Genomic DNA, 25,981 nt, shown 5'->3' with positions numbered 1-25,981 from the left:
CCAACCCAGCAACAAGCCCTTGGTGCCCAGAGCCTGACGGGCCCAGCGCCACAAGTCGAAGTGGTCATGGTGCTCGCAGATCTTGCCGTCACGGAACACGAAACGCGCCTGGATATCGTTGACCACGGTGTTGCCGGTCTGACTGAACAGGTAGGTCGCCACCCAGTGGGCACCGCCGGTGCGTTCATCGGCACGCACGTTGTCGAAGGTCAGGGAAAAGTCCTTGGCCCGGGTCGTCAGCATGCGCCACATATCGCCAGCATCACGGCCACGCAACTCACCGAACACCGGATCACTGAACAACACATCCTCGGTGTAGCAGGCACTCATGGCCTCGGCATCCAGCCGCTGGAACGCTTGGTAGAACTCAGTGATCAATGCGCTGTGGGCATCACTCATGGACAGGCTCCGAAACATCGAAAAGGTGCCTGCACGATAATCTGCAAAGCGCCGCAACACTATCGGCATTTGCGGCGCAAATACCGACAGTGCGCCGCCTCAGATTTTTTCGCTTTGCACCTGCACGTAGAGGCTGCGCCCGGCACCGAGCCCAGCGACGATTGCCCCCACGCCCAACACCGCGAAAATCCAGCCAACCGCGTTCCAGCCCCCGGTCCAATCATGCACCAGGCCCACCGCGAAAGGCCCCATGGACGCCAGGGTGTAGCCGAAGCCCTGGGCCATGCCCGACAGGTTGGCCGCCACATGGGTATCCCGCGAGCGCAGCACGATCAGGGTCAAGGCCAGGCTGAAGGTGCCACCCTGACCCAGGCCCAGCAGAATCGCCCAGCCCCACAGCCCTTCCAACGGCGCATACAGGCAGCCGAACAGCCCGCCCAAGGTCATCAGCATCACCAGCACAATCGCCAGCCGTTGATCCTTGCCGCGGGTGGCCAGCCAGGGCGCACTCAGGGAACTGATCAGTTGCACGATCACCGAGCCCGAAAGCACCAGCCCGGCCTCGGTCGGGCTCAGGCCGCGACCGATCAGGATCGACGGCAACCAGCCAAAGACGATGTACGCCAGGGACGACTGCGTGCCCATGTACAAGGTCACTTGCCAAGCCAGGGGATCACGCAGCAAACCACGCACTCGATAGGCCGCGTGGTGGGCCCCCTGTTTGTGCCCGACCTGGGGCAACCAGAACAGCGCCGCCAGCAACGCCGGCAGCACCCAGAAGCCCAGGCCCATGGCCCAGCTATCACCGAAGTAATGACTCAGGGGCACGCTCGCCCCGGCCGCCATGGCCGCCCCCAGGCACAGGGCCATGGTGTAGACGCCGGTCATGGTGCCGGCTTGCTTGGCAAAGTCGCGCTTGACGATCCCCGGCAGCAACACGCCGATCACGCCGATGCTGGCGCCCCCCAAGAGGCTGCCGGCAAAGACTCCGAACTCGCCCAGGGAACTGCGCAAGACAATCCCCGCGGCCAGGGTCAGCAAAATCCCCAGGACCACCCGTTCGGCGCCAAAACGCCGAGCCAGTATGGGCGCCAGCGGTGCGAACAAGCCCAGGCACAACACCGGCAACGTGGTCAGCAGGCCGGCCTTGGCCGCCGACAGCCCGAGGCTCTGGGACACGTCGCCAAGTAACGGTGACAGGCTCGAAAGCGCCGGACGCAGGTTCAAAGCCACCAGGATCAGGCCCAGCAGCAACAGCCAGCGACGGCTGATGGGCGGTGGGGTTTGCTGGGTTTGCTCGTCGTCAGCCTCGGCGTCGATCAACAACGCGTCGAGCTCAGGCGTGCGACGCACAGGGGCGGACGGGTCAGTGGCCGGGTGATTGGGCATGGGCTTCTCGGGTTCAGGGTTCATTGATCAGTTGCCGGGACAGCTGCTTGGCCCGCTCCGGGTCCTGCTGCTCAACGGCATCGAGCATGTGTCGGTGCAGGTCGAACACGGCCTGCCGGCGCGGGGTGACGTGCAGGGTCTGGCGCAATTGCGCCCCGACCACACTGGAAAAGTAGCGATACAACTGGCTCAGGGTCGGGTTGTGGGCGGCATCCACCAAGCGCTGGTGAAACAGCAGGTCGCACGCGATGTAGCGCTCCAGGTCCCCGTGAAAATGCTCACTGCTGGTCGCCAGCGCGACACGCAAGGCCAGCAGGTCTTCATCGGTACGGCGCTCTGCCGCCAGGCCCACGGCCTCCACTTCAAGGATGTGGCGGGTTTCCCGGGCCTGCTCCAGGGAGCACTGGGACAGGGCCTGGAGCATGTCCAGCGGATCGGCCACCCCACGCAGGTAACTGCCGTCGCCCTGGCGAATCTCGATCAGCCCGGAAAACGCCAGCACGCGCATGGCTTCACGCACGGTATTACGGCTGATGCCCAGTTCCGCCGCCAGTTCCGGCTCGGTGGGCAGCCGCTGCCCGACCTGCCAGGTGCCGTTATTGATGCGCAGGCGCAACTGCTCCAAGGCCTGATCGACCAGGGAGCGCTTAATCAGTGGAGAAGCTTCTGTCATGTGATTTCGCCTTTTCATCCCATCATCGGATGAATTGGCCGACATGGTATTCAGCCCCTTCTGAGAGATCAACGATTTAGGCTGGAGGGGCGATCCACGGCGACTAATAGCCGTTGATAAAAAACCCTTTAAGGGTATTTTCAATTCCACCAGAAGGTGTCTTATGGAAAAGACCACACCGCACCACGCCCTATCGGTCGTCAAGGCAGAGGTCATTCGGCTCGGTGCAAAAGCCTTCACCGTCAGCGCCATGGATGGAGGGCGGCGACTGGATCTGAGCCTCAAGCAACTGTTGCGCATCATCGACAATCTGCACAGGCACATGTTTTACAAATCAATGACCACCTACGCCGACCCTCGAGTCTGGCAAGACGTCTATCACGTCGAAACACTCGGCCGGGCGGTCTACATCAACGTGACTTACCGCCCCGGCGCTGGCGCCCCCGTGATTTCCTTCAAGGAGAAAACCCAGTGAACATCCAACAATGCATGAGCTGTGGCGCTCCGGAAGGCATGCTGCCGTTCGTCGACCGCGACCTCAGCATCGACTTCAAGCACGTGACTCGCCTGGTGCCCAAGCTGACCGGCTGGGCATGCCAGGTTTGCGGCGAAATGGAGCTCGATGGCGACAGCGCCGAACGCTACGCCGATGCCGGTGACCAGTTGCTGATCGACGTCCGCCAGCACATCGCCACCGACATAAAGCGCATCCGCCGCAAACTGCACCTCTCCCAGAAAGAGGCGGTCCGGTTGCTTTCCGGCGGCGGGCACAACGCCTTCTCGCGCTATGAGCGCGCTGACGTCAGCGTGCCCCAACCGCTGTACATGCTGATGCGCCTGCTGGATCGTCACCCGCACCTGATGCAAGACGTGCGTGCACTCAGCGAAGCCCCATCAGCGCCCGCCACGCGCGCGGAGCCCCCAACGCCCCTGCGGGCCGCGGGCAACTGAAACCCCAGGCAAAAATAAACCCGGAACCAGTCCGGGTTTATCGTCAGTGCAAAGCCGGCATCAGGATCAATGCAGGATCTGGCTGAGGAACAGCTTGGTGCGTTCGTTCTGTGGGTTGTCGAAGAAGTCGTTCGGCGCGGCCTGTTCGACGATCTCGCCCTTGTCCATGAAGATCACGCGGTTGGCCACGGTGCGCGCAAAACCCATTTCGTGGGTGACACACAACATGGTCATGCCGTCTTCAGCCAAGCCGATCATGGTGTCCAGCACCTCTTTCACCATCTCCGGGTCGAGCGCCGAAGTCGGTTCGTCGAAGAGCATGATTTTCGGCTTCATGCACAAGGCACGGGCGATCGCCACACGCTGCTGCTGGCCACCGGAAAGCTGGCCCGGGAACTTGTTGGCCTGCTCCGGGATGCGCACGCGCTCCAGGTAGTGCATGGCAATTTCCTCAGCCTGGCGCTTGGGCATCTTGCGTACCCACATCGGCGCCAGGGTGCAGTTCTGCAGAATGGTCAGGTGCGGGAACAGGTTGAAGTGCTGGAACACCATGCCGACTTCACGGCGTATCGCTTCGATCTGCTTGAGGTCGTTGGTCAGCTCCACACCGTCCACCACGATCCGGCCCTGCTGGTGTTCTTCCAGGCGGTTGAGGCAGCGGATGGTGGTGGATTTACCGGAACCCGACGGCCCGCACAGGACGATACGCTCGCCCTGGGTGACGTTGAGGTTGATGTCTTTCAACACGTGGAACTGGCCGTACCACTTGTTCACGCCCTGCATCTGAATAATGCCTTCAGAGCCCACAGGCTTTTTGTTCGCTTCACTCATCACAAAACTCCTAAATTAGGCAGCGGCTCAGCGCTTGTGGCCTGTGTCCAACTTACGCTCCAGATGCATGGAGTAGCGGGACATACCAAAACAGAAAATCCAGAACACCAAGGCAGCGAAGACGTAGCCTTCGGTGGCCATGCCCAGCCACTTAGGGTCGGCGGCGGCTTGCTTGACGCTGTTGAGCAGGTCGAACAGGCCGATGATGATCACCAGGCTGGTGTCCTTGAACAGAGCGATAAAGGTGTTGACGATCCCCGGGATCACCAGCTTCAGGGCCTGCGGCAGAATCACCAGGCCCATGCTGCGCCAGTAGCCCAGGCCCATGGCCGCAGCGGCTTCGTACTGGCCTTTGGGGATGGCTTGCAGGCCGCCCCGCACCACTTCAGCCACGTAGGCCGACTGGAACAGGATCACCCCGATCAGGGCCCGCAACAGCTTGTCGAAGTTCATGCCTTCGGGCAGGAACAACGGCAGCATCACCGAGGACATGAACAGCACTGTAATCAGCGGTACGCCGCGCCAGAACTCGATGAAGGTCACGCAGACCACTCGAATCGCCGGCATATTCGAACGTCGTCCCAGGGCCAGTACGATCCCCAGCGGCAAGGCACCGGCGATGCCCACAGTGGCGATCACCAGGGTCAGCATCAGGCCGCCCCATTGGCTGGTCGCCACGGCGCTCAGGCCGAACACGCCGCCGTGCAGCAGGCACCAGGAAATGATCGGGTACAGCACCAGGAAGCTCAGCCCGTACACCGCTTTACGCGGGAAGCGCGAGATGAACAACGGCGCCACGCCAACCACCGCCAGCCACACGGTCAGGTCCACGCGCCAGCGCATGTCCGCCGGGTAGTAGCCATACATGAACTGGCCGAAGCGCTGCTGGATGAACACCCAGCAGGCGCCCTCCTTGGTGCAGTCGGCGCGGGTGGTGCCGACCCAGTTGGCATCGATGATCGCCCACTGCAGGATCGGCGGGATCACCAGGTAAATCAGGTAGAACGCGAACAGGGTCAGCAGGGTGTTGATCCAGCTGGAGAACATGTTGGTGCGCATCCACGCCACCACGCCGATACTGCGGCTCGGTGGGGGCATGTCGGGTTTGAAAGTATGAGTCGTCATGGGCGCTTCCTCACCGCTCGATCAGCGCAATGCGCTTGTTGTACCAGTTCATCAGCAGGGAAATGCTGATACTGATCGCCAGGTACACGCTCATGGTGATGGCAATGACTTCGATGGCTTGACCGGTCTGGTTGAGTACCGTGCCGGCAAACAGCGAAACCATTTCCGGGTAACCGATACCGGCCGCCAGCGAGGAGTTCTTCGCCAGGTTCAGGTATTGGCTGGTCAGGGGCGGAATGATCACCCGCAGCGCCTGAGGAATGATCACCTTGCGCAGGGTCGGGCCGTTGCGCAGCCCCAGGGAGCGGGCGGCCTCGGTCTGGCCATGGCTCACCGACTTGATCCCGGAACGCACGATCTCGGCGATAAACGCCGCGGTGTAGACGGTCAGGGCCAGGGTCAGGGCCAGCAGTTCAGGGATCAGCACCCAGCCGCCGACAAAGTTGAAGCCGGCCAGTTTCGGCAGTTCCCAGTGCAGCGGGGCACCGAAGATCAGGGCACACAGCGCCGGAATCACCAGGAACAGCGCCAGGCCGGTCCAGAACTTGTGAAACGGCACGCCGGTGGCTTCAAAACGCTTGTTGGCCCAGCGACACATCAGGACGATGGCGACAATCGCCAACACGATGCTCACCACAAATGGCCAGAAGCCTTCAGCCGCCTGGGCGGCCGGCATATTCAAGCCACGGCTGCTGACAAAGAAGGTGTCGCCGAAGTTATGGCTGTTGCGCGGCCCCGGCATGGTCAGGAACACCGCGAAGTACCAGAACAGAATCTGCAGCAGCGGCGGGATATTGCGGAAGACTTCCACATACACCGTGGCCAGCTTGCTGATGATCCAGTTCTGCGACAGCCGCGCCACACCGATGATGAACCCCAGAATGGTCGCCAGAATCACGCCGATAACGGTCACCAGCAAGGTGTTGAGCAGCCCGATCACAAACACCCGCGCGTAGCTGTCCGCTTCGGTGTAGGCAATCAGGTGTTGAGCGATGCCGAAGCCGGCGCTGCGCTCAAGAAAATCGAAACCCGAGGTGATACCCCGGTGCTGGAGGTTGGTTTGAGTGTTGTTGAACAGAAACCAGCCCAGCGAGATCACCGCCACGATGGTGATGATCTGGAATAACCAGGCACGCACTCGTGGATCGCTGAGACTGAGCCTCTGCTTTGGTGCGCCGATAGAATTTTGCATGAAGTGCCCCAGGAATAATGGAACAGAACATCACCCGGCGGTTGGCCCGCCGGGTGATAGGACCATCAGCGCACAGGTGGTGCGTATTGAATGCCGCCGTTGTTCCACAGCGCATTCAGGCCGCGGTCGATGGCCAGTGGAGTGCTCTTGCCGAGGTTCTTCTCGAACACTTCACCGTAGTTACCCACTTGCTTGACGATCTGTACGACCCAGTCCTTCGGCAGTTTCAGATCCTTGCCGTATTCACCGTCAGCACCCAGCAGACGAGCAACGTCAGGGTTCTTGGTGGACTTGGCTTCAGCTTCAACGTTCTTCGAGGTCACGCCCGCTTCTTCAGCGTTGAGCATGGCGAACAGGGTCCACTTGACGATGCTGAACCACTCTTCGTCGCCTTTACGCACCACTGGGCCCAGAGGCTCCTTGGAGATGGTTTCCGGCAGTACCACGTAGTCAGTCGGAGTCGCCAGCTTGCTGCGTTGTGCGTAGAGCTGGGATTTGTCGGAGGTCAGCACGTCGCAACGACCGGATTCCAGCGACTTGGCGCTTTCATCGGAGGTGTCGAAGGTGATCGGGGTGTATTTCAGACCGTTGCCACGGAAGTAGTCGGAAACGTTCAGCTCAGTGGTGGTGCCGGCTTGAATGCAGATGGTCGCGCCGTCCAGCTCTTTGGCACTTTTGACGCCCAGCTTATTGTTCACCAGGAAGCCGATGCCGTCGTAGTAAGTCACACCGGCAAACACCAGGCCCATGCCCGAATCACGGGAGCTGGTCCAGGTGGTGTTACGCGACAGCACGTCGACTTCGCCCGACTGCAGCGCGGTGAAACGCTCTTTGGCGTTCAACTGGCTGAACTTGACCTTGGTCGCATCACCGAAAACAGCGGCGGCCACAGCGCGGCAGACGTCGGCGTCGATGCCGAGAATCTTGCCCGAGGCGTCCGGTACCGAGAAGCCCGGCAGACCGTCGCTCACGCCACATTGCACAAAGCCTTTCTTCTGCACTGCATCCAGGGTCGCACCCGCCTGTGCGAAGCCGCTCATACCGAGTACCGCGGCTGCCGTCACGACTGCCAGGGTGGATTTCAACATCTTCATTCAAACCTCCAGTTTGCTCTTGTTGTGTCGGAGCTTGAGTCCTGCCGCACCCTTATGAGGCGCTGTTGACCCTCGTTGGCTTTTTTTAGGGTCAAGCGGCGTAAGACCTTCGCTATGAGTCTAGTAGGAGAAATCCACGTAATGGCCTACCTACATCTCACCAATTGGCCGAACGGGCTGTAGCCCTTTCATGTTCGCAAAGCCCGTAGCGGCCATTGGCGAACGTCCATCACCAGATTCTTGCTATCCCACAGCCAGCGGTAGCCTGATAGTGTTACCGCCGTGGGGAAGTGCAATCACTTCGGTTTTCCCATAGCAAAGCCCGTACCACAGTTGTCGCTAAAGCGTTTCAGCCAACGGTCAATAGCAAAACTTTCAACCGTGCGACATCTTCTTCACTGATCAAACAGGCGCGCCCTTTAATCACGCACTCAATAGGCGCGCACGCACACAAATGGAGCGACCATGACCGAGCCCTTGATTCTTCAGCCCAGCAAGCCCGCAGACGCCTGTGTGATCTGGCTGCACGGCCTGGGAGCCGACAAATACGACTTCCTTCCGGTGGCCGAGGCGCTGCAGGAAAGTTTGCTCAGCACCCGCTTCGTGCTGCCCCAGGCGCCGACTCGCGCGGTCACGGTGAATGGCGGATATGCCATGCCCAGCTGGTACGACATTTTGGCCATGAGCCCGGCTCGCGCGATCAATCGCGAGCAGCTTGATGAATCGGCTGAAGGCCTGGTCAGATTGATCGAAGAACAACGCGCCAGCGGAATAGACGCCTCGCGCATTTTCCTCGCCGGTTTTTCCCAGGGTGGCGCGGTGGTCCTGCACACCGCCTTCCTGCAATGGCAAGGCCCGTTGGGTGGCGTACTTGCCCTGTCCACTTACGCACCGACCTTCAGTGACGAACTGCAACTTTCGGCCAGCCAACAGCGGATTCCGGTGTTGAGCCTGCACGGCCAGTACGACGAGGTGGTGCAGAACGCCATGGGACGCACCGCGTATGAGTACTTGAAGCAGCATGGTGTCACCGTGACATGGCAGGAATACCCAATGGGCCACGAGGTGTTACCCGAAGAAATCCGCGACATCAGTGCCTGGCTGAGCGAGCGTTTGCGCTAAAAGCGCAACTTGCCAGCGTCCCGCGTCCAACACACTACGCCGCGCCCGATTCTTGCATTACACTGCCCGGCGTACATTCCTTAACCAATTGATGAGATGACCGTGCTCAAAGCACTCAAGAAAATCTTCGGTAAAAGCGAGGCTGAGCAGCTCGCGCCAAGCACCAGCACCTCTTCCCACAGCCCCAGCAGCCGCACCGACGGCCCTCAGCCGGGTCAGGACGTGCCTGCTACCGCAGCCCAACAAGAGCCGGTGCACCCATCGACCCCCTCGCCCGCCGCGGCCCAAGCGCGCAGTGAAAAGCCCAAGCCTGAGCAGCCACGTCGCGAACGTGCGCCCAAGCCGGTGGTCATCCCCTGGAAGCTCGAAGACTTCGCGGTCGAACCCCAGGAAGGCAAAACCCGTTTCCACGACTTCAAGCTCGCGCCGGAACTGATGCACGCGATCCAGGACCTGGGCTTCCCGTACTGCACGCCGATCCAGGCCCAGGTACTGGGCTTTACCCTGGCGGGCAAAGACGCCATCGGCCGCGCCCAGACTGGCACCGGCAAGACCGCCGCGTTCCTGATCTCGATCATCACCCAGCTGCTGCAAACCCCGCCGCCCAAAGAACGCTACATGGGCGAGCCCCGCGCGCTGATCATCGCGCCGACCCGGGAACTGGTGGTGCAGATCGCCAAGGACGCCGAGGCCCTGACCAAATACACCGGCCTCAACGTGATGACCTTCGTCGGCGGCATGGACTTCGATAAACAACTCAAGCACCTCGAAGCGCGCCACTGCGACATCCTGGTTGCCACTCCGGGCCGCCTGCTGGACTTCAACCAGCGCGGCGACGTGCACCTGGACATGGTTGAAGTGATGGTGCTCGACGAAGCCGACCGCATGCTCGACATGGGCTTTATCCCGCAAGTGCGTCAGATCATTCGCCAGACGCCGCCCAAGAGCGAACGTCAGACCCTGCTGTTCTCCGCCACCTTCACCGAAGACGTGATGAACCTGGCCAAGCAATGGACCACCGACCCGTCCATCGTCGAAATCGAGTCCGAGAACGTCGCCAGCGAAAACGTCGAGCAGCATATTTATGCTGTGGCCGGCGCCGACAAATACAAGCTGCTGTACAACCTGGTCACCGACAACGGCTGGGAACGGGTCATGGTCTTCGCCAACCGCAAGGACGAAGTGCGGCGCATCGAAGAACGCCTGGTACGCGATGGCGTGAACGCTGCCCAGTTGTCCGGCGACGTGCCGCAGCACAAGCGCATCAAGACCCTGGAAGGCTTCCGCGAAGGCAAGATCCGCGTGCTGGTGGCCACTGATGTGGCAGGCCGTGGCATCCACATCGACGGCATCAGCCACGTGATCAACTTCACCCTGCCTGAAGTGCCGGACGATTACGTACACCGTATCGGCCGTACCGGTCGTGCCGGGGCTGAAGGCGTGTCCATCAGTTTTGCCGGTGAAGACGACTCCTACCAGTTGCCGTCCATCGAAGCCCTGTTGGGTCGCAAGATCAGCTGCGAGACGCCGCCCACTGTGCTGCTGCGCCCCGTAGAGCGCAAACGCCCGTAACGGCCAACGCGCCCGACAAAAAACGCAGCCCTCGCCGGCTGCGTTTTTTTTCGCCTGGAGATTGCGATAGATATCTAAAAGTCCATAATGGAAAAATTAGTTTACTCACAACTTCAAGGGAACGCCGCATGTCCAGCACGCCTTATGTGATTGCCCAGCCTCAAGCCCAGGCGCTTCTGGCGCGCATCGACGTGCCGCAGATCCTGCGCAAGCTATTCCGCGACCTGGCGGCCGGGCTGGCGGTGCAACCGGCCCAGCAACTGGTTGAGTTTCCCCAAGGCGGCGGCGACTTCATCAATTACCTGGGGGTGCTGGCCGAGGATCGGGTCTACGGGGTCAAGACCTCGCCCTATATCGTGCGCAACGAGGGGCCACTGGTCACCGCCTGGACCCTGCTGATGTCCATGGACAGCGGCCAGCCTCTGCTGCTCTGCGATGCCGGCGAACTGACCACGGCCCGCACCGCCGCGACCACGGCGGTGGCGGTCGACGCCCTGGCCAGGCAAGACGCCCGGCACCTGTGCATCATCGGCAGCGGCCCGGTGGCCCTGGCGCACCTGCATTACGTCAAAGGCCTGCGGCCGTGGCAGAGCATCCGCCTGTACTCCCCGAGCCTGGCCGTCAAAACCGCCGAGGAGCGCGCCAGTCTCAGCGCCCTGGACCCACGCCTGAGCCTGGCCGACAGCCGCAACGAGGCTGTGCAGGACGCAGATGTGATCATGCTCTGCACCTCTTCCGCCGGCCCGGTGCTGGACCCGCGAGAGCTGGCCAAGCCGGCGCTGATCACCTCCATCAGCACCAATGCGCCACGCGCCCATGAAGTGCCGCCGCAATCCCTGGCGACCCTACAGGTGTACTGTGATTACCGCCGCACGACCCCTGGCTCGGCCGGGGAGATGCTGATTGCCGGCGAACAACATGGCTGGAACCCACAGGCGATCATTGGCGACCTGCCGGAGCTGCTCAGCGGCCAGACGCCGACAGCAGACCCTCAGCGTCATGTGTTCTTCCGCTCCATCGGCCTGGGCCTGGAAGACATCGCCCTGGCCAACGCCCTCTACCGTCTGCAACAGCACACCACCTTATAAGCAGCCCTGTGAACGGCGCTCATGGCCACCGAGCGCCGAGCCCCCCGCGTCGCGGCACCACCCCTTGTTTCGGAGACTCGAATGACCCAGGCAGACTTCATCATCATTGGCGGCGGTATTGCCGGGGCCTCCACCGGTTACTGGCTGTCGCGCCACGGCCGGGTCATCGTGCTGGAGCGTGAATCCCACCCGGCCTATCACTCCACCGGTCGTTCCGCCGCGCTGTACACCGCCGCCTACGGCACCGCCCAGGTACGCGCCCTGACCCTGGCCAGCCGCGACTTCTTCGACGCCCCGCCCGAGGGCTTCTGCGAGCACCCGTTACTGACCCCACGGGGCGAGATGACCGTGGACTTCACCGGCGACCCGGACGAACTCAACCGGCAATACCTGAGCGCCAAGTCCTCGGTCCCGGAGATGCAGTTGCTCAGTGCCGACGAGGCCTGCGCACGCCTGCCGATCCTGCGCCGCGACAAAGTCCACGGCGCGCTCTACGACCCCAGTGCCAGCGACATCGACACCGATGCCCTGCACCAGGGCTACCTGCGGGGCATTCGCCGCAATCAGGGCCAGGTGCACACCGACTGTGAAGTCCAGGGCCTGCAGCGCGACGCCAAAGGCCAGTGGCACGTGAGCACCCAAGGCGCGCACTTCAGCGCGCCCATCCTGATCAACGCCGCCGGCGCCTGGGCCGACCAGGTCGGTGTCCTCGCCGGTGCCCGGTCGCTGGGCCTGCAACCCAAGCGCCGCGCGGCGTTTATCTTCCCGGGCCCCGAAGGCCTGGACATTCACCACTGGCCGATGCTGGTGAGCCTCGACGAATCCTTCTATATGAAGCCTGACGCCGGCATGTTCCTCGGCTCACCGGCCAACGCCGACCCGGTCGAACCCCACGATGTGCAGCCCGAAGAACTGGACATCGCCATGGGCATCTACCAGATCGAGGAAGCCACCACCCTGACCATCCGCCGCCCGACCCGCACGTGGGCCGGCCTGCGCAGCTTTGTCAGTGATGGCGACTTGCTGTCCGGCTTCGACCCGTTGGTGCCCGGCCTGTTCTGGGTCGCGGCGCAAGGCGGCTATGGCATCCAGACCTCCCCGGCCATGGGCCAGGCCAGCGCCGCCCTGGTGCGTGGCGAAGCCCTGCCTGAAGCCCTGACCCGCTTCGGCCTCAATGCCGCCATGCTCTCCCCTGCACGCCTGGGCTGAACCGCGCCTCAGGTGACGCGCCCACGCGATTGCGGCACACTCCCAGCGCCCTGCCTGACAGGGCGCTGACGCCGCTTGGAGCTTTCACCATGACATCCCCCACACAGGACCCGGCCCTGGACAATTTCCGCGCCATCGCCGACGCCATTGCCACCCTGTTCTTCCCCCATGCCGAAGTGGTGATCCACGACCTGCGCACGCAGAAGATCGACTACATCGCCAACAACATTTCCAAACGAGAAGTGGGCGACGACGCAGCGCTGGAAGACATGCTGAGCGAGGACGTCAGCGAACGTAATATCGGGCCTTACGAAAAGCTCAACTGGGATGGTCAGAAAATTCGCAGCCTGAGCAGCGTGCTGCGCGACAGCCAAGGCCAACCGCTGGCGGTGCTGTGCATCAACCTGAATATTTCCCTGTTCGAGAACGCCAAGGCCGCCCTGGACCTGTTTCTGTCCCCGAGCAAACTGATCCCGCAGCCGGATTCTTTATTCCGCGATGACTGGCAAGAGCGAATCAACATCTTCCTGCACAACTGGCTGCGCGAGCGCCAGCTAGGCCTGAACCTGCTGAACCGCGACCACAAGCGCGAGCTGGTGCTGGCCCTGCATGCCGAAGGCGCCTTCAAGGGCAAAAGCGCCTCCAACTATGTGGCCAACGTGCTGAACATGGGGCGGGCGACGGTGTACAAGCACCTCAAGGAACTCAAGAGCTGAGCCCGCCTCTGTAGAGGATCGCCGACAGGCGCTGGGATCAGTCGCCGTAAATGTCCGACTTGAAGTACTTGGCCTGGATTTTCTGGTATTCGCCATTGGCGCGAATCCCGTCGATGGCCTGGTTCAGCGCCCCCAACAGTTCCTTGTTGCCTTTGCGCACGGCAATCCCAGCGCCTTCGCCGACGTATTTCGGATCTTTCAACTCTGGCCCGACAAAGGCATAACCCGCTCCGCGTGGCATGGATAGAAAGTCCTCCAGCGGAATGGTGTCGGCAAAGATCGCGTCCAGGCGCGCGGACGCCAGGTCCATGTAAATCTCTTCGTTGTTGCTGTAGCGCACCACCTTGATGCCCTTGGGCTCGAGGACTTCAGTGGCATAACGGTCGGTGGTGGTGGCGCGTTGTACACCAATGGTCTTGCCCTTGAGGCTGGCGTACTGGTCATCCACCACCGCGCCCTGCTTCATCACCAGGCGCGACGAGGTGAAGTAGTACTTGTGAGTGAAATCCACGGATTTCTTGCGCTCTTCGGTGATGGTCATCGACGACAGCGCGGCATCGATTTTTTTCACCTTCAACGACGGAATCAGCCCGTCGAACTCGCCTTCGATCCACTCGCACTTGACCTGCATCTGCGCGCACAAGGCATTGCCGATGTCGTAGTCAAAGCCGCTGATCTTGCCCTCGGACGTCTTGAACGCAAACGGTGGGTAGGCGGCTTCAATGCCGATGCGCAGGGTTTTCTCAGCGGCGAACACGCTGCTGCAGGCCAACAAGCTGAAGGCCAGGCCAGTGATCAGGGGAAGCTTCTTCATGGGGTTTCTCGCTGGAGTTGTTGGTTTGGCAAGACAGAAGAAAAAGTAAACGCACAGCCATATTTTGTACTTGTAATTCCATATTGGACTTTTGTGTATTTTACGTCAATGCGACACGCACACTGGATTCGCGCTAAGGCTTGCGCACAGGGATTGCGTACGTGAGGAAAGTAAAAGAAGGCGCAGGAAGCGTAATCGCCGGAATGCCGGCGATTAGCGGTGGCTCAGGGGCGAGCTCAGGCTTTCCAGCGGTCGGCGGCCGCGTGATCGCTGTCGCGCCCTTCCACCCAGCGCGGGCCGTCGCTGGTCTGCTCTTTTTTCCAGAAAGGAGCGCGGGTCTTCAGGTAGTCCATGACAAAGGCGCAAGCATCGAAGGCCGCCTGGCGGTGGGCGCTGGCGGCGCCAACAAACACAATGGGTTCGCCCGGCTCCAATGCCCCGACGCGGTGCAACACTTCGAGCTTGAGCAGCGGCCAGCGTTGCTGCGCCTCGTCGGCGATCTTGCCCAAGGCCTTTTCGGTCATGCCCGGGTAATGCTCGAGAAACATGCCCGCCACGTCGCGCCCGTCATTGAAGTCGCGCACATAGCCGACAAAGCTCACCACCGCCCCCACGCCCACATCGGCGGCGTGCATGGCGTTGACTTCCGCGCCAGGATCAAAGGCTCCGGCCTGCACCCGAATCGCCATCTCAGCCCCCGGTCACAGTGGGGAAAAACGCCACTTCGTCGCCGTCCGCCAAGGGCTCGTCCAATGGGCAGAGGTCTTCGTTGCGGGCACACATCAGGTTCTGCTCATTGAGCACCTGGGCCCCGTGTGCCTGGACCAGATGCGCACGCAGCGCCTCGACGCTGGCGAACTCCCCTTCCACTTGCAGCCCGTCGGTGCCCAGCGTTTCACGGTAACGGGCGAAGTACTTGACGTTGATCTTCATACCTCACCTGCCTGGTAATGGCCGCTCTTGCCGCCGAGCTTCTCCAGCAGGCGCACGCTTTCGATGGTCATGCCCCGGTCTACCGCCTTGCACATGTCATAAATCGTCAGCGCGGCGACGCTGGCGGCGGTCAAGGCCTCCATCTCTACCCCGGTCTGCCCGGACAGCTTGCAGCGTGCCTGAATGCGCACCGCGTCCGCCCCTTCGGCGCTCAACTCGACCTTGACGCTGGTGAGCATCAACGGATGGCACAACGGAATCAGGTCGCTGGTTTTCTTCGCTGCCTGGATCCCGGCAATCCGCGCCACGGCGAACACATCGCCTTTCGGGTGGCCGCCACTGACGATCATTTGCAGGGTTTCGGGGCGCATACGCACCCGGGCTTCAGCCACCGCCTCACGGAACGTCACGGCTTTATCGGTGACGTCGACCATATTGGCGCGGCCTTGGGAATCGAGATGGGTCAGCACGGGGTTACTCCTGATCAGGAACCCGGATTGTAAACCTGCGGGTCAATTTCTCGCACTGTTGATTGACGGGCCGATCAGCCCGGCGAATACCGCGCATCAGAACAACGAATTGGCCGCCACGCGCGCCGCCACGTACAAAACAACGCCCTACAGGAGAAGCCCTTATGACGCTGTTTATCCCGATACTTCTCAGCTTGCTGGCCGGGTTTGCCGTGCCCCTGCAAGCCGGTACCAATGCCCGGCTGGGCCAGTTACTCGGCCACCCGCTCTGGGCCACCGGGGTCTCGCTGCTGATCAGCCTGCTGGCCCTGGCGCTGATCCTGATCTTTATCAAGGTGCCGCGCCCCAACCTGGTCGCCGCCCTGCAAAACGGCCCCTGGTGGATCTGGATGGGCGGCATCGCCGGGGTCTTCTACATCACTACCGCGCTGCTCATCGCCCCGCGCCTGGGGGCCCTGAACTTCATCATGGCGGTGATCGTCGGCCAACTGGCGATCTCCCTGATCATCGATCGCTTCGGTCTGGTGGGCCTGCCCCAGCGTGAGGTCAGCCTGAAGAAACTCGTGGGGGTGGCGATCGTGATCGTCGGTTTTCTCATCACTACCCGGGCTTAAGCGGGGTCCTGGGCAATCACCTGCCGCACTTGCTCGCGCAGCCAGGCATGGGCCGGGTCATCGTCAAAGCGTTGATGCCAGATCTGCACAAAGGGAAAAGGCGGAATCGCCAAGGGCGGGCTCAGCTGGATCAACTGTGGATTGAGCAAGACCTCATCCAGGGTCCGGGTGGCCACGGTGAGGATCAGGTCCGTGCCGTGGATCATCCCCGGTGCGGTTCCCCAATGGGGCACGCTGACCGCGATATGCCGCTGCAACCCCAGGCCACGCAGGGCGGTATCCACTTCACCCTGGGCGCTGCCGTCCATCGATACCAGCAGATGGGGGCGTGCCAGGTAGCCCGGCAAGTCGAGTACGCCGTGGTCGGCCAAGGTGCTGCGGTCCAGCAGGCAGGAAAAGGTTTCCTCGAACAACACTTCACTGACGATCTGCGCCGCGACACTCGGAAACACCCCCAGGGCCAGGTCGATCTTGCCTTGGGCGACCTGCTCAAGCATGCCGTGGCGGCTGCCCTGGGTGACCACCAGCCGGGTATTGGGCGCCTGCTCGCGCAAGCGCACCAGCAGCCTGGGCAGCACAATGGCCGCACCGTAGTCGGACATCGCCAAGTGGAACACCCGCTGAGAGCTGGCGGGGTCGAAATCCAGGGACTTGCCGAGCAGGCCTTCGATCTGGCTGAGAATCTCCCGCAACGGCGCCTGGAGGTTCTGCGCCTGAACACTGAGCACCACTTCACTGCCCTGGCGGATCAGGATCGGGTCGTCCAGCAACGCACGCAACTTGCCCAGGGAGTGGCTGATGGCCGGCTGGCTCAGGTGCAGGCGCTCACCGGTGCGGGTCACGTGCTTCTCGGTCAGCAGGGCATCGAGCACCACCAGCAAATTCAGGTCGATATTGCGCAGGGAGACGGTGGCCATCCGGTTCTTTTCCAACGGGGACGCTCAACGGCGGGCCCGCAGAATAACCCAGCCCGCTACCCGAAACGCAAAACGGGCGACCCGAAGGCCGCCCGCAGAGGTGAAGGTTGTGGGGTTACAGGTGGCTTTCGGCGTATTCCGCCAGGATCGAACGGGGCACCCCTTGCAGGGTGATGTGTACACCGTTGGGGAAGTCCTTGAAGCGCTCGGTGAGGTAGGTCAGCCCGGAACTGGTGGCCGACAGGTAAGGGGTATCGATCTGCGCCAGGTTGCCCAGGCACACCACTTTCGAGCCGGCGCCGGCACGGGTGATGATGGTTTTCATCTGGTGCGGGGTCAGGTTCTGGCATTCATCGATCAGGATCAGGCTCTGCTGGAAGCTGCGACCGCGGATGTAGTTCAGGGATTTGAACTGCAACGGCACCTTGCTGAGGATGTAGTCGACGCTGCCATGGGTGTTCTCGTCATCCATATGCAGGGCTTCGAGGTTGTCGGTGATAGCGCCGAGCCACGGCTCCATTTTTTCCGCTTCGGTGCCCGGCAGGAAGCCGATCTCCTGGTCCAGCCCCTGCACGCTGCGGGTGGCGATGATGCGCCGGTAGCGCTTGCTGACCATGGTCTGCTCGATGGCAGCCGCCAGGGCCAAGATGGTTTTACCCGAACCGGCAGCGCCGGACAGGTTGACCAGGTGAATGTCCGGGTCCAGCAAGGCATAGAGCGCCAGGCCCTGATAAATGTCGCGCGGTTTCAGGCCCCAGGCTTCCTGGTGCAACAGGGGTTCCTGATGCAGGTCGAGGATCAGCAGCACGTCGGCGCGGATCTCTTTGATCCAGCCGACAAAGCCCTGTTCATCGATGATGAATTCGTTGATGTGCACTGCGGGCAGGTTGTCCGTCAGTTGCACCTGGTGCCAGGTGCGGCCGTGGTCCTGACGGGTTTCCACCTTGCTCACCCGGTCCCAGAAAGAGCCGGTCATGTTGTGAAAACCATTGGGCAGCAGCGACACGTCGTCGACCAGTTGGTCGGTGCTGTAGTCCTCGGCCGCGATCCCGCAGGCGCGTGCCTTGAGGCGCATGTTGATGTCTTTGGTCACCAGCACCACACGCAGTGCCTTGTCGCGCGCGTGCAGGTCGATCAACTGGTTGATGATGATGTTGTCGTTGAGGTTTTCCGGCAGCAGGCTGTTGGGCTCGGCGCGCTTGGTCATCAGGATCGACAACAGGCCTTTGGGGCCGCTCTTGCCGCGCTGGATCGGCACGCCCAGTTCCACATCCTCGGGCGACGCCTCACCGAGGGTCTTGTCAATCAGGCGGATGGCCTGGCGGCACTCCGCGGCAACGCTGTGATGGCCACTCTTGAGCTTGTCGAGTTCCTCCAGGACGATCATCGGGATCGCGACGTGGTGTTCTTCGAAGTTCAGCAACGCGTTTGGATCGTGAATCAATACATTGGTATCGAGTACATAAAGGATTGGCTGGTTGGAAGAAGGGCTGCGTCCGTGATCATCCATACTCGGTCACCTTATGTGGGAGCCAGTCGACGCAGCACCAGACGGCACTGCGCCTCGAATTGACCGCCTGAAATCGATTGCCGGGGTTCAGGCAGGCCGCACACAAAAGGAGTCTTGGGAGACGCCACCTGTGTTGCAGGTTTCGGCGGTCTGACTTCTTGATACTCCAAAAACCGTGACAGGAAAAAGCACTTTGACGCTTTTTTGATGTTTATTTTTCAGAGTGACGAAAAGCCCTTGGCGAGCTGCCACAGCGCCGTTAAAGTCGGAAGTCCGCCTGCAGCGAATTCTTCGCAAAAATCAGCCGTTTCTGAGGTCATCGCCAGTATTTACGGGCTTTTCGACTCACCGAAACCCATCCTGGCAATCTTCCCAACCGATCCCGCTTTGCGCGGTTTGCGTCAGCAACCAGGGCAAGGTGCGCTTCACGCCGTCCTGCTTGGCATTGAAACTGATCACCCCGTGACGCCATAACAGCATCAGCGTGAGTACCCGCTGGCCACTGTCTTCAGCCTTGAGCTTGCCGGCGCCGTCCTGGGCGTCGATGTTCCACAACGCCACTTGCATGCCCTGGGCATTGAAGAACGCCTGGGCATCGCCCCGACGCTGCCCATAAGGCGGGCGAAACAGCGGCACGTAGTTTTCCGGCAGCTTGCTTTTCACCAGGTCGGCGCTGCGCTGCACCGAATACTGCCAATCCTGCCAATGGCTGTGGGAGCGATACTCCCAGCCCTGCACGCCCACGCACTGCCGGGAATACAGGGATTGCAGGCTGGCCACCGAGGCCTGGTTCAAGCGGTTCTGAATATCGTTGCCGAGGACGAAAAACACCCCACTGAGGTTGGACTTGCGCAGGTACTCGGTGAGCCACGGGGTGTTGTCCGGCGCCAGGTTGGCGGCGCTGTCAAAGGTCAGCAGGAACAACCGATCGTTGAGTTCGTCGCCATTGCGCTCGTGATCGCCGAAGAGCGCCACTTCGCTGCTGGTCTGGGGAAACAGCGCCGCCTTGCGCATCAATTCGTCCAGGTACTGCTCGTGGAAATTGCGGCTCGGCTCGGCCCAGCGAATGTAGAAGGACTCGTCGTCCAGGTGAAACTTGCCGGCCTGCTCGCGCAAGGTGGCCATGTCTTCCACCAGAAAGCAGAACGAGGCGTCCTGGTCACAGCTTTGCTGGGCCTGTTCGTAGTTGCTCAACAAGCGCTGCCAGAGACGCTCACGCAAGGCCTCGATGGCCTCCATGTTGATCACCCGCAAACCCAGGCGCTGCTTCAGCGACGCTTCGTCCCAGGCCTCGCTGACCAGCAAGGCGCGGGCGAAGGTGAGGATCTCGGCCCGCGAAGCAACGTCGAACAGGGTCGGCGTGGTGAGCTGTTCCGGCCAGGTGCTGCGATCCAGGGTTGCCACATCATTGGGCGCCGCCAACGCACTGAAGCTCAACAGCCAGGCCGAGAAGATAAACGCGATACGCAAAAGGGATGCCTCCAGAACAAAACCCGCGCGGCACTATAGCTGATTAGCACCAGGCATCAGGGCCCTTCGCGGGCAAGCCGGCTCCTAAAGGGCCGTGGAGCCGGCTTGCCGGCGAACCGCGATCAGCGGTCATGACTATCGCCATCATAGGTGGAGTCCGAACGCCCGAGCCCCTAGAATCCCCCGACGCTAAAAGGAGACGATTGCATGTTGATGGTGATTTCACCCGCCAAGACCCTCGATTTCGAGACCCCGCCGGTCACCCAGCGCTTTACCCAACCGCAGTACCTCGATCACTCCCAGGAGCTGATCCAGCAACTGCGCGAGCTGAGCCCGGCGCAGATCAGCGAGCTGATGCACGTTTCCGACAAGATCGGCGGCCTCAACGCCGCGCGCTTCGGCAGCTGGACCCCGGCCTTCACCCCGGACAACGCCAAGCAGGCGCTGCTGGCGTTCAAGGGCGACGTGTACACCGGGCTCAACGCCGAAACCCTCAGCGAGGCCGATTTCGACTACGCCCAGCAACACCTGCGCATGCTCTCCGGCCTTTACGGCCTGCTGCGCCCCCTGGACCTGATGCAACCGTACCGCCTGGAAATGGGCACCAAGCTGGCCAACGCCCGGGGCAAGGACCTCTACGCGTTCTGGGGCACGCGCATCAGCGAATGGCTGAACGAGGCACTGGCCGAGCAAGGCGACGACCTGCTGCTCAACCTGGCCTCCAACGAGTACTTCTCGGCGGTCAAGCGCACGGCCCTGAAGGCGCGGATCATCAACACCGAGTTCAAGGACCTGAAGAACGGCCAGTACAAAATCATCAGTTTCTACGCCAAAAAGGCCCGGGGCATGATGAGCCGCTTCGTCATCGAACAACGCATCGACGATCCGGCCCAACTCAAGCAATTCGATGTCCAGGGCTACCGCTACAGCGCCGAACAGTCCAAACCCGACAACCTGGTTTTCCTGCGCGATCACGCACCGGAATAACGCAGATTCCCGGCGTGCCCATGACCACTCCATGGGCACGCCGGATTTTTATCACTCGCCCCTCCCTCTCGCCAAAATCGCCATTTTATTGGCGTCATTATTCTTTTTGCCCTCTGGATAACTTTTTATTCACTCGACAGGCGTGACTTTTTTCAGTAGTGGCACTGTTTTTTTTATTCAGTAGTGGCATAAAAATATCTCCCGTCGTGAACTCCCCATAACTAAAGGCCCAAATGGTAAGTGCTATCAATTTGAGAGCAGTGCCATCTTTGCCAATATTTCAAGAAATTTCGGAAAACAGGATGAGTGGGTCGGAACTATGTCCTGAACCACCGCTCATACCACCGGTAACGATTCTCAACGACAACGTACGAGATGACTTACACAGGATCAAGAGAAACTAGCCAAGTTGTCACAGTGATATGACTGCCTGGTCAACAACTTGAACTTAGGTTTAACCGACAGGAGATAACGCACCATTACTATCCCCTACGACGCCAAGGAATAGCCGGCCTTCAAGGACCGCCCCACATACTGGGAATACCCATGGAATGTGGCCCAGAGCCAGTGGATACGCTCCACGCCTGAGGCACCCCGGTCCTGCAGCAGGAGCTGCTGGCAACAAACAAGGGCACACCTTTACAACATGGATTAGTTGCGCACAACTTGAGTGCACTTATTTAGACACTCGGAACTTAGTCTGCCTGCACACGTTATTACAGCGTTAATCCGCTGTACTTTCGAGTGCGCAACAACCGCTGGCAAACATTAACTCCGGCCATCTAATGGCGTGAATAACACAGAGGTAAATGCGATGCGCATCAGCATATTTGGTTTGGGTTACGTCGGTGCAGTCTGTGCCGGTTGCCTGTCTGCACGGGGTCATGATGTGGTTGGCGTGGATGTAGCCAAAGACAAGATCGACCTGATCAACGCCGGGAAATCCCCCATCGTTGAACCGGGCCTGGGCGAACTCCTGAGCCAGGGAATCCAGAGCGGTCGCCTGCGTGGCACCACCAACTTCGCGGAAGCCATTCGCGACACCGACCTGTCGATGATCTGCGTCGGTACCCCGAGCAAGAAGAACGGCGACCTGGAACTCAACTACATCGAAGCCGTGTGCCGCGAAATCGGTTTTGTCCTGCGTGACAAGACCACCCGCCACACCATCGTGGTACGCAGCACCGTGCTGCCCGGCACCGTGGCCAACGTGGTGATCCCGATCCTCGAAGACTGCTCCGGCAAGAAAGCCGGCGTCGACTTCGGCGTTGCGGTCAACCCGGAATTCCTCCGCGAAAGCACCGCCATCGCCGACTACGACCTGCCACCGATGACCGTCATCGGCGAATTCGACAAAGCGTCCGGCGACGTTCTGCAATCGCTGTACGAAGAACTCGACGCGCCGATCATCCGCAAGGACATCGCCGTCGCCGAGATGATCAAGTACACCTGCAACGTCTGGCACGCGACCAAGGTCACCTTCGCCAACGAGATCGGCAACATCGCCAAGGCCGTCGGCGTCGATGGCCGTGAAGTGATGGACGTGGTCTGCCAGGACAAGACCCTCAACCTGTCCCAGTACTACATGCGCCCGGGCTTCGCCTTCGGCGGCTCCTGCCTGCCCAAGGACGTGCGCGCCCTGACCTACCGCGCCGGCTCCCTGGACGTCGAGGCGCCGCTGCTCAACTCGCTGATGCGCAGTAACGAGTCCCAGGTGCAGAACGCCTTCGACATCGTTGAAAGCCACGACAAGCGCAAAGTCGCCCTGCTCGGCCTGAGCTTCAAGGCCGGCACCGACGACCTGCGTGAAAGCCCGCTGGTGGAACTGGCAGAAATGCTGATCGGCAAGGGCTACGACCTGAGCATCTACGACAGCAACGTCGAGTACGCCCGGGTCCACGGCGCCAACAAGGATTACATCGAGTCGAAGATCCCCCACGTGTCGTCCCTGCTCAACTCGGACTTCGACGAAGTGATTGGCAACTCCGACGTGATCATCCTCGGCAACCGTGACGAGAAGTTCCGCGCCCTGGCCGACAAGGCACCGATCGGCAAGCAAGTCATCGACCTGTCGGCTTCATGTCCAAGGCCACTTGCACCACCGGCCGTACCGAAGGGATTTGCTGGTAACGCAGCGGCAGGCTTCAAGCTTCAAGCCGTAAGCAAGAGCCCCACGCTTGCGGCTTGGAGCTTGCAACTGATTTTAGGATGCTGATTATGCACAGGCTAAAAAACGGCCTCCTACAGGCCGCCGGTTGGCTGTTTTTCTTGAGCTTGCTGATGGGGATGGCGCTGCTGCTGCCCACATCGACCTTCGACTCCGAGTCCAAGGATTTTATTTTCCTGATTGGCGCCGTGGGTATCTGGCGCTATTCGATGGGTGCCACGCACTTTGTCCGCGGCATGCTGTTTCTCTACGTGGTCTACCCGCACCTGCGGCGCAAAGTGCGCAAGCTGGGCACGGCAGCGGACCCGTCCCATGTGTACCTGATGGTCACCAGCTTTCGCATCGACGCCCTGACCACCGCCCAGGTCTACAGCTCGGTGATCCGCGAAGCCATCGACTGCGGTTTCCCGACCACGGTGGTCTGCTCCATCGTGGAAATGTCCGATGAGCTGCTGGTGAAAAGCCTGTGGGCGCGGATGAACCCGCCTGACCGGGTCAAACTCGACTTCGTACGCATCCCCGGCACCGGTAAACGCGACGGCCTGGCCTTCGGTTTCCGCGCCATCTCGCGCCTCCTGCCGGACAGCCGCGCCGTGGTGGCCGTGATCGACGGCGACACCGTGCTTGGCGAAGGCGTTGTGCGCAAGACCGTGCCCTGGTTCCAGCTGTTCGGCAATGTCGGCGGCCTGACCACCAACGAGTTCTGCGAAGTGCGCGGCGGCTACGTCATGAGCGAGTGGCACAAACTGCGCTTCGCCCAACGTCACATCAACATGTGCTCCATGGCCCTGTCCAAGCGCGTGCTGACCATGACCGGGCGCATGTCGGTGTTCCGCGCCACCGTGGTCACCGACCCGGACTTCATCGCCGACGTGGAAAGCGACTCCCTGCAACACTGGCGCCTGGGCCGTTTCAAGTTCCTCACCGGCGACGACAAGTCCAGCTGGTTCAGCCTGATGCGCCTGGGCTACGACACCTTCTACGTACCCGACGCCGCGATCAACACCGTGGAACACCCGCCGGAAAAGAGCTTTATCAAGGCCAGCCGCAAGCTGATGTTCCGCTGGTACGGCAACAACCTGCGGCAGAACTCCCGGGCCCTGGGCCTGGGCATGAAGCGCCTGGGGCTGTTCACCAGCGTGGTGCTGTTCGACCAGCGCGTGTCGATGTGGACCTCCCTGCTGGGCCTGACCGTGGCGATCATCGCCAGCTTCAAGTACGGCACGGCCTTCATCCTCGCGTACCTGCTGTGGATCGGCATCACCCGCTTGATCCTGACCCTGCTGCTGTCGTGCTCGGGGCACAAGATCGGCCCGGCCTACCCGGTGATTCTCTATTACAACCAGATCGTCGGCGCGCTGGTGAAAATCTACGTGTTCTTCCGCCTCGACCAACAGTCCTGGACCCGCCAGGACACCAAACTGACCCGTGATCTCGCCAGCTTTCAACGTTGGTTCAACACCTGGTCGTCTCGAACCATGACCTTCTCTGCCGGCAGCGTGTTCGTCGCCGTGCTGCTGCTGATGGTCTGACCCGACTTGCCTGAATTAACTAGGAAATCGCCCCTATGAACACCGCCGTGAACGTCAACGTAGTGCATGAATCCGAAGCCCAACGCCAGCACGCCCGGGTCAAGATCCCGGCCAAGCTGCGCTTTTTCGGAACAGAGGGTAAACCCCTGGAAGTCCGGGTCCACGACCTGTCCGCCGGTGGCTTGAGCTTTATCGCCGGGCAGCAGGCGCTGACCATCGGTGAGGTGCACAAGGGCCGCCTGCAGTTCGTCATCGACAACCTGGGCCTGGCCATGGACGTGGAACTGCAGATCCGCTCCTTCGACCGCCAGAGCGGCCGCGTCGGCTGCCAGTTCCAGAACCTCGAGCCCCAGGACATTTCCACCCTGCGCCACCTGATCACCTCGCACCTGGCCGGCGACATCGTCAGCATGGGCGACGTGCTCGCCACCCTGCAGCGCGACAACTTCACCAAGGCGCGCAAGGTCAAGGACAGCGGCAGCGGCATGACCGCCATGGGCCGCCTACGGGCCGTGACCTTCAGCGCCGGGATCTTCGTGGTGGGCCTGGCGGCGTTCGGTTTCATCCTCAAGTCGGTGTACGGCATGTACTTCGTCAGCCACGCCCAGGCCGGCCTGGTCAGCGTCCCGGGGATGAACGTCACCATGCCGCGCGACGGCACGGTGCAAAGCCTGGTGCAGAGCGACGGCATTGCGGCCAAGGGCGCGCCACTGGCCACCTTCAGCACCAGCATGCTCGACGTGCTCAAAGGCCACCTGGATGAAGACCAACTGCAACCGGCCAAGGTCGAGGAGCTGTTCGGCAAGCAAATGACCGGCACCCTGACCTCCCCTTGCGACTGCACCGTGGCCCAGCAAATGGTCGCCGACGGCCAGTACGCCAGCAAAGGCGACGTGATCTTCCAACTGGTCCCGCGCAACAGCCAGGCCAACGTCGAGGCGCGCTTCTCTTACCGTCAATTCGCTGATGTCCGCCCTGGCACCAAGGTCAACTTCCAGATTGCCGATGAAGACACTGTGCGCCGCGGCACCATCGTCAGCAGCACCAGCCTGAATAGCAACGACCTGTCCTCCGACATCCGCGTGCAGATCAAGCCCGACCATCCCCTGAGCAGCACCTTCGCCGGTCGTCCAGTGGAAGTCAGCAGCGACCGTGGCCCGTCCATGAACTGGCTGATCGACAAAGCCATGGCCTCCGGTCTCTAAG

Annotated in this window: 25 protein-coding genes and 1 pseudogene; 12 read left to right on the top strand and 14 right to left on the bottom strand. The window is 61.3% G+C overall.

All coding sequences use genetic code 11. The annotated features are described in order from the left end of the window. From M1B35_RS25870 to M1B35_RS25860, 3 genes are all read right to left on the bottom strand, one after another. Positions 1 to 399, bottom strand: a 399-nt coding sequence (locus M1B35_RS25870) for a nuclear transport factor 2 family protein (RefSeq protein ID WP_268263466.1), incomplete at its 3' end; no start/stop codon positions are given. 99 nt (positions 400 to 498) lie between these two features. Further along, positions 499 to 1,812 carry a CynX/NimT family MFS transporter gene (locus tag M1B35_RS25865; RefSeq protein ID WP_123336913.1) on the bottom strand — a complete coding sequence of 438 codons (1,314 nt, stop codon included), beginning with the start codon at positions 1,810 to 1,812 and terminating at the stop codon, positions 499 to 501. Continuing rightward, positions 1,802 to 2,461, bottom strand: a complete 660-nt coding sequence (locus M1B35_RS25860; RefSeq protein ID WP_123336916.1) for a FadR/GntR family transcriptional regulator — start codon at positions 2,459 to 2,461, stop codon at positions 1,802 to 1,804. The genes M1B35_RS25865 and M1B35_RS25860 overlap by 11 nt, the downstream gene beginning before the upstream one ends. Before the next feature lie 163 nt (positions 2,462 to 2,624). Between M1B35_RS25860 and M1B35_RS25855 the strand changes: the two genes are divergently transcribed. Further along, positions 2,625 to 2,936, top strand: coding sequence for a type II toxin-antitoxin system MqsR family toxin (locus M1B35_RS25855; protein WP_268263465.1), 312 nt, complete (start codon positions 2,625 to 2,627; stop codon positions 2,934 to 2,936). Continuing rightward, positions 2,933 to 3,412 carry a type II toxin-antitoxin system MqsA family antitoxin gene (locus tag M1B35_RS25850; RefSeq protein WP_268263464.1) on the top strand — a complete coding sequence of 160 codons (480 nt, stop codon included), beginning with the start codon at positions 2,933 to 2,935 and terminating at the stop codon, positions 3,410 to 3,412. Before M1B35_RS25855 ends, M1B35_RS25850 begins: the two co-directional genes overlap by 4 nt. Positions 3,413 to 3,478: 66 nt before the next feature. On the opposite strand, the gene M1B35_RS25845 is transcribed toward M1B35_RS25850, so the two are convergent. The 4 genes from M1B35_RS25845 to M1B35_RS25830 all read right to left on the bottom strand — a co-directional run bounded on the left by M1B35_RS25845 (position 3,479) and on the right by M1B35_RS25830 (position 7,654). Beyond that, positions 3,479 to 4,243 (bottom strand): amino acid ABC transporter ATP-binding protein, encoded by a 765-nt coding sequence (locus tag M1B35_RS25845; RefSeq protein ID WP_123336921.1) that lies wholly within the window; start codon positions 4,241 to 4,243, stop codon positions 3,479 to 3,481. A 27-nt stretch (positions 4,244 to 4,270) separates the two neighbouring features. Further along, positions 4,271 to 5,368, bottom strand: coding sequence for an amino acid ABC transporter permease (locus tag M1B35_RS25840; protein ID WP_268263463.1), 1,098 nt, complete (start codon positions 5,366 to 5,368; stop codon positions 4,271 to 4,273). A 10-nt stretch (positions 5,369 to 5,378) separates the two neighbouring features. Continuing rightward, positions 5,379 to 6,560 (bottom strand): amino acid ABC transporter permease, encoded by a 1,182-nt coding sequence (locus M1B35_RS25835; protein ID WP_268263462.1) that lies wholly within the window; start codon positions 6,558 to 6,560, stop codon positions 5,379 to 5,381. A 65-nt stretch (positions 6,561 to 6,625) separates the two neighbouring features. Then, complete coding sequence (locus M1B35_RS25830) at positions 6,626 to 7,654, bottom strand: amino acid ABC transporter substrate-binding protein (RefSeq protein WP_123336927.1); 1,029 nt, start codon at positions 7,652 to 7,654, stop codon at positions 6,626 to 6,628. A gap of 465 nt (positions 7,655 to 8,119) precedes the next feature. Here M1B35_RS25830 and M1B35_RS25825 point away from each other — a divergent pair, with 465 nt between their 5' ends. The 5 genes from M1B35_RS25825 (at position 8,120) to M1B35_RS25805 (ending at position 13,361) form a co-directional block, all read left to right on the top strand. Further along, a complete protein-coding gene (locus tag M1B35_RS25825) occupies positions 8,120 to 8,776 on the top strand; it encodes an alpha/beta hydrolase (RefSeq protein WP_123336929.1) in 657 nt (218 codons plus the stop codon). 96 nt (positions 8,777 to 8,872) lie between these two features. Continuing rightward, a complete protein-coding gene (gene rhlB / locus M1B35_RS25820; protein WP_123336931.1) occupies positions 8,873 to 10,348 on the top strand; it encodes an ATP-dependent RNA helicase RhlB in 1,476 nt (491 codons plus the stop codon). A gap of 128 nt (positions 10,349 to 10,476) precedes the next feature. After that, the gene (locus M1B35_RS25815) at positions 10,477 to 11,436 is read left to right on the top strand and encodes an ornithine cyclodeaminase family protein (RefSeq protein WP_268263461.1); all 960 of its coding nucleotides are present in this window, start codon (positions 10,477 to 10,479) and stop codon (positions 11,434 to 11,436) included. Between the two features lie 81 nt (positions 11,437 to 11,517). Next, positions 11,518 to 12,645 carry an NAD(P)/FAD-dependent oxidoreductase gene (locus M1B35_RS25810; protein WP_268263460.1) on the top strand — a complete coding sequence of 376 codons (1,128 nt, stop codon included), beginning with the start codon at positions 11,518 to 11,520 and terminating at the stop codon, positions 12,643 to 12,645. Between the two features lie 89 nt (positions 12,646 to 12,734). Continuing rightward, positions 12,735 to 13,361 carry a helix-turn-helix transcriptional regulator gene (locus M1B35_RS25805; protein ID WP_268263459.1) on the top strand — a complete coding sequence of 209 codons (627 nt, stop codon included), beginning with the start codon at positions 12,735 to 12,737 and terminating at the stop codon, positions 13,359 to 13,361. Between the two features lie 37 nt (positions 13,362 to 13,398). On the opposite strand, the gene M1B35_RS25800 is transcribed toward M1B35_RS25805, so the two are convergent. The 4 genes from M1B35_RS25800 to moaC all read right to left on the bottom strand — a co-directional run bounded on the left by M1B35_RS25800 (position 13,399) and on the right by moaC (position 15,578). Next, the gene (locus M1B35_RS25800) at positions 13,399 to 14,175 is read right to left on the bottom strand and encodes an ABC transporter substrate-binding protein (RefSeq protein WP_268263458.1); all 777 of its coding nucleotides are present in this window, start codon (positions 14,173 to 14,175) and stop codon (positions 13,399 to 13,401) included. A gap of 236 nt (positions 14,176 to 14,411) precedes the next feature. Then, positions 14,412 to 14,864, bottom strand: coding sequence for a molybdopterin synthase catalytic subunit MoaE (gene moaE, locus M1B35_RS25795; protein WP_123336941.1), 453 nt, complete (start codon positions 14,862 to 14,864; stop codon positions 14,412 to 14,414). A 1-nt stretch (position 14,865) separates the two neighbouring features. Beyond that, a complete protein-coding gene (locus tag M1B35_RS25790; protein WP_268263457.1) occupies positions 14,866 to 15,108 on the bottom strand; it encodes a MoaD/ThiS family protein in 243 nt (80 codons plus the stop codon). After that, positions 15,105 to 15,578 carry a cyclic pyranopterin monophosphate synthase MoaC gene (gene moaC, locus M1B35_RS25785; RefSeq protein ID WP_268263456.1) on the bottom strand — a complete coding sequence of 158 codons (474 nt, stop codon included), beginning with the start codon at positions 15,576 to 15,578 and terminating at the stop codon, positions 15,105 to 15,107. The genes M1B35_RS25790 and moaC overlap by 4 nt, the downstream gene beginning before the upstream one ends. Positions 15,579 to 15,742: 164 nt before the next feature. Between moaC and M1B35_RS25780 the strand changes: the two genes are divergently transcribed. Continuing rightward, positions 15,743 to 16,192, top strand: a complete 450-nt coding sequence (locus M1B35_RS25780; RefSeq protein WP_268263455.1) for a DMT family transporter — start codon at positions 15,743 to 15,745, stop codon at positions 16,190 to 16,192. On the opposite strand, the gene M1B35_RS25775 is transcribed toward M1B35_RS25780, so the two are convergent. The 3 genes from M1B35_RS25775 to M1B35_RS25765 all read right to left on the bottom strand — a co-directional run bounded on the left by M1B35_RS25775 (position 16,189) and on the right by M1B35_RS25765 (position 20,089). Further along, positions 16,189 to 17,109, bottom strand: coding sequence for a LysR family transcriptional regulator (locus tag M1B35_RS25775; RefSeq protein WP_268263454.1), 921 nt, complete (start codon positions 17,107 to 17,109; stop codon positions 16,189 to 16,191). The genes M1B35_RS25780 and M1B35_RS25775 overlap by 4 nt on opposite strands. 115 nt (positions 17,110 to 17,224) lie before the next feature. Further along, entirely contained in the window at positions 17,225 to 18,619 is a 1,395-nt protein-coding gene (locus tag M1B35_RS25770) for a PhoH family protein (protein WP_123336951.1), read from the bottom strand. 345 nt (positions 18,620 to 18,964) lie between these two features. Next, the gene (locus M1B35_RS25765) at positions 18,965 to 20,089 is read right to left on the bottom strand and encodes a polysaccharide deacetylase family protein (RefSeq protein ID WP_268263453.1); all 1,125 of its coding nucleotides are present in this window, start codon (positions 20,087 to 20,089) and stop codon (positions 18,965 to 18,967) included. Between the two features lie 207 nt (positions 20,090 to 20,296). Between M1B35_RS25765 and yaaA the strand changes: the two genes are divergently transcribed. The 4 genes and pseudogenes from yaaA (at position 20,297) to M1B35_RS25745 (ending at position 25,980) form a co-directional block, all read left to right on the top strand. Beyond that, positions 20,297 to 21,076, top strand: coding sequence for a peroxide stress protein YaaA (gene yaaA / locus M1B35_RS25760; RefSeq protein WP_268263452.1), 780 nt, complete (start codon positions 20,297 to 20,299; stop codon positions 21,074 to 21,076). 814 nt (positions 21,077 to 21,890) lie between these two features. Continuing rightward, positions 21,891 to 23,206, top strand: a pseudogene (locus tag M1B35_RS25755) (nucleotide sugar dehydrogenase). Between the two features lie 87 nt (positions 23,207 to 23,293). After that, positions 23,294 to 24,775: a mannuronan synthase gene (gene alg8 / locus M1B35_RS25750; protein WP_425273449.1), complete on the top strand. Its 1,482-nt coding sequence runs from the start codon at positions 23,294 to 23,296 to the stop codon at positions 24,773 to 24,775. Positions 24,776 to 24,810: 35 nt separating this feature from the next. After that, on the top strand, positions 24,811 to 25,980 hold the full coding sequence (locus tag M1B35_RS25745) for an alginate biosynthesis protein Alg44 (RefSeq protein WP_123336961.1): 1,170 nt from the start codon (positions 24,811 to 24,813) through the stop codon (positions 25,978 to 25,980). The last annotated feature ends 1 nt before the right edge of the window (position 25,981 follow it).

The organism is Pseudomonas morbosilactucae (assembly GCF_023241665.1).
In the GTDB taxonomy this organism is placed as follows: domain Bacteria; phylum Pseudomonadota; class Gammaproteobacteria; order Pseudomonadales; family Pseudomonadaceae; genus Aquipseudomonas; species Aquipseudomonas morbosilactucae.
The sequence above is the reverse complement of the archived record's forward strand: the minus strand, read 5'-3'. Positions and strand labels throughout refer to the sequence as shown.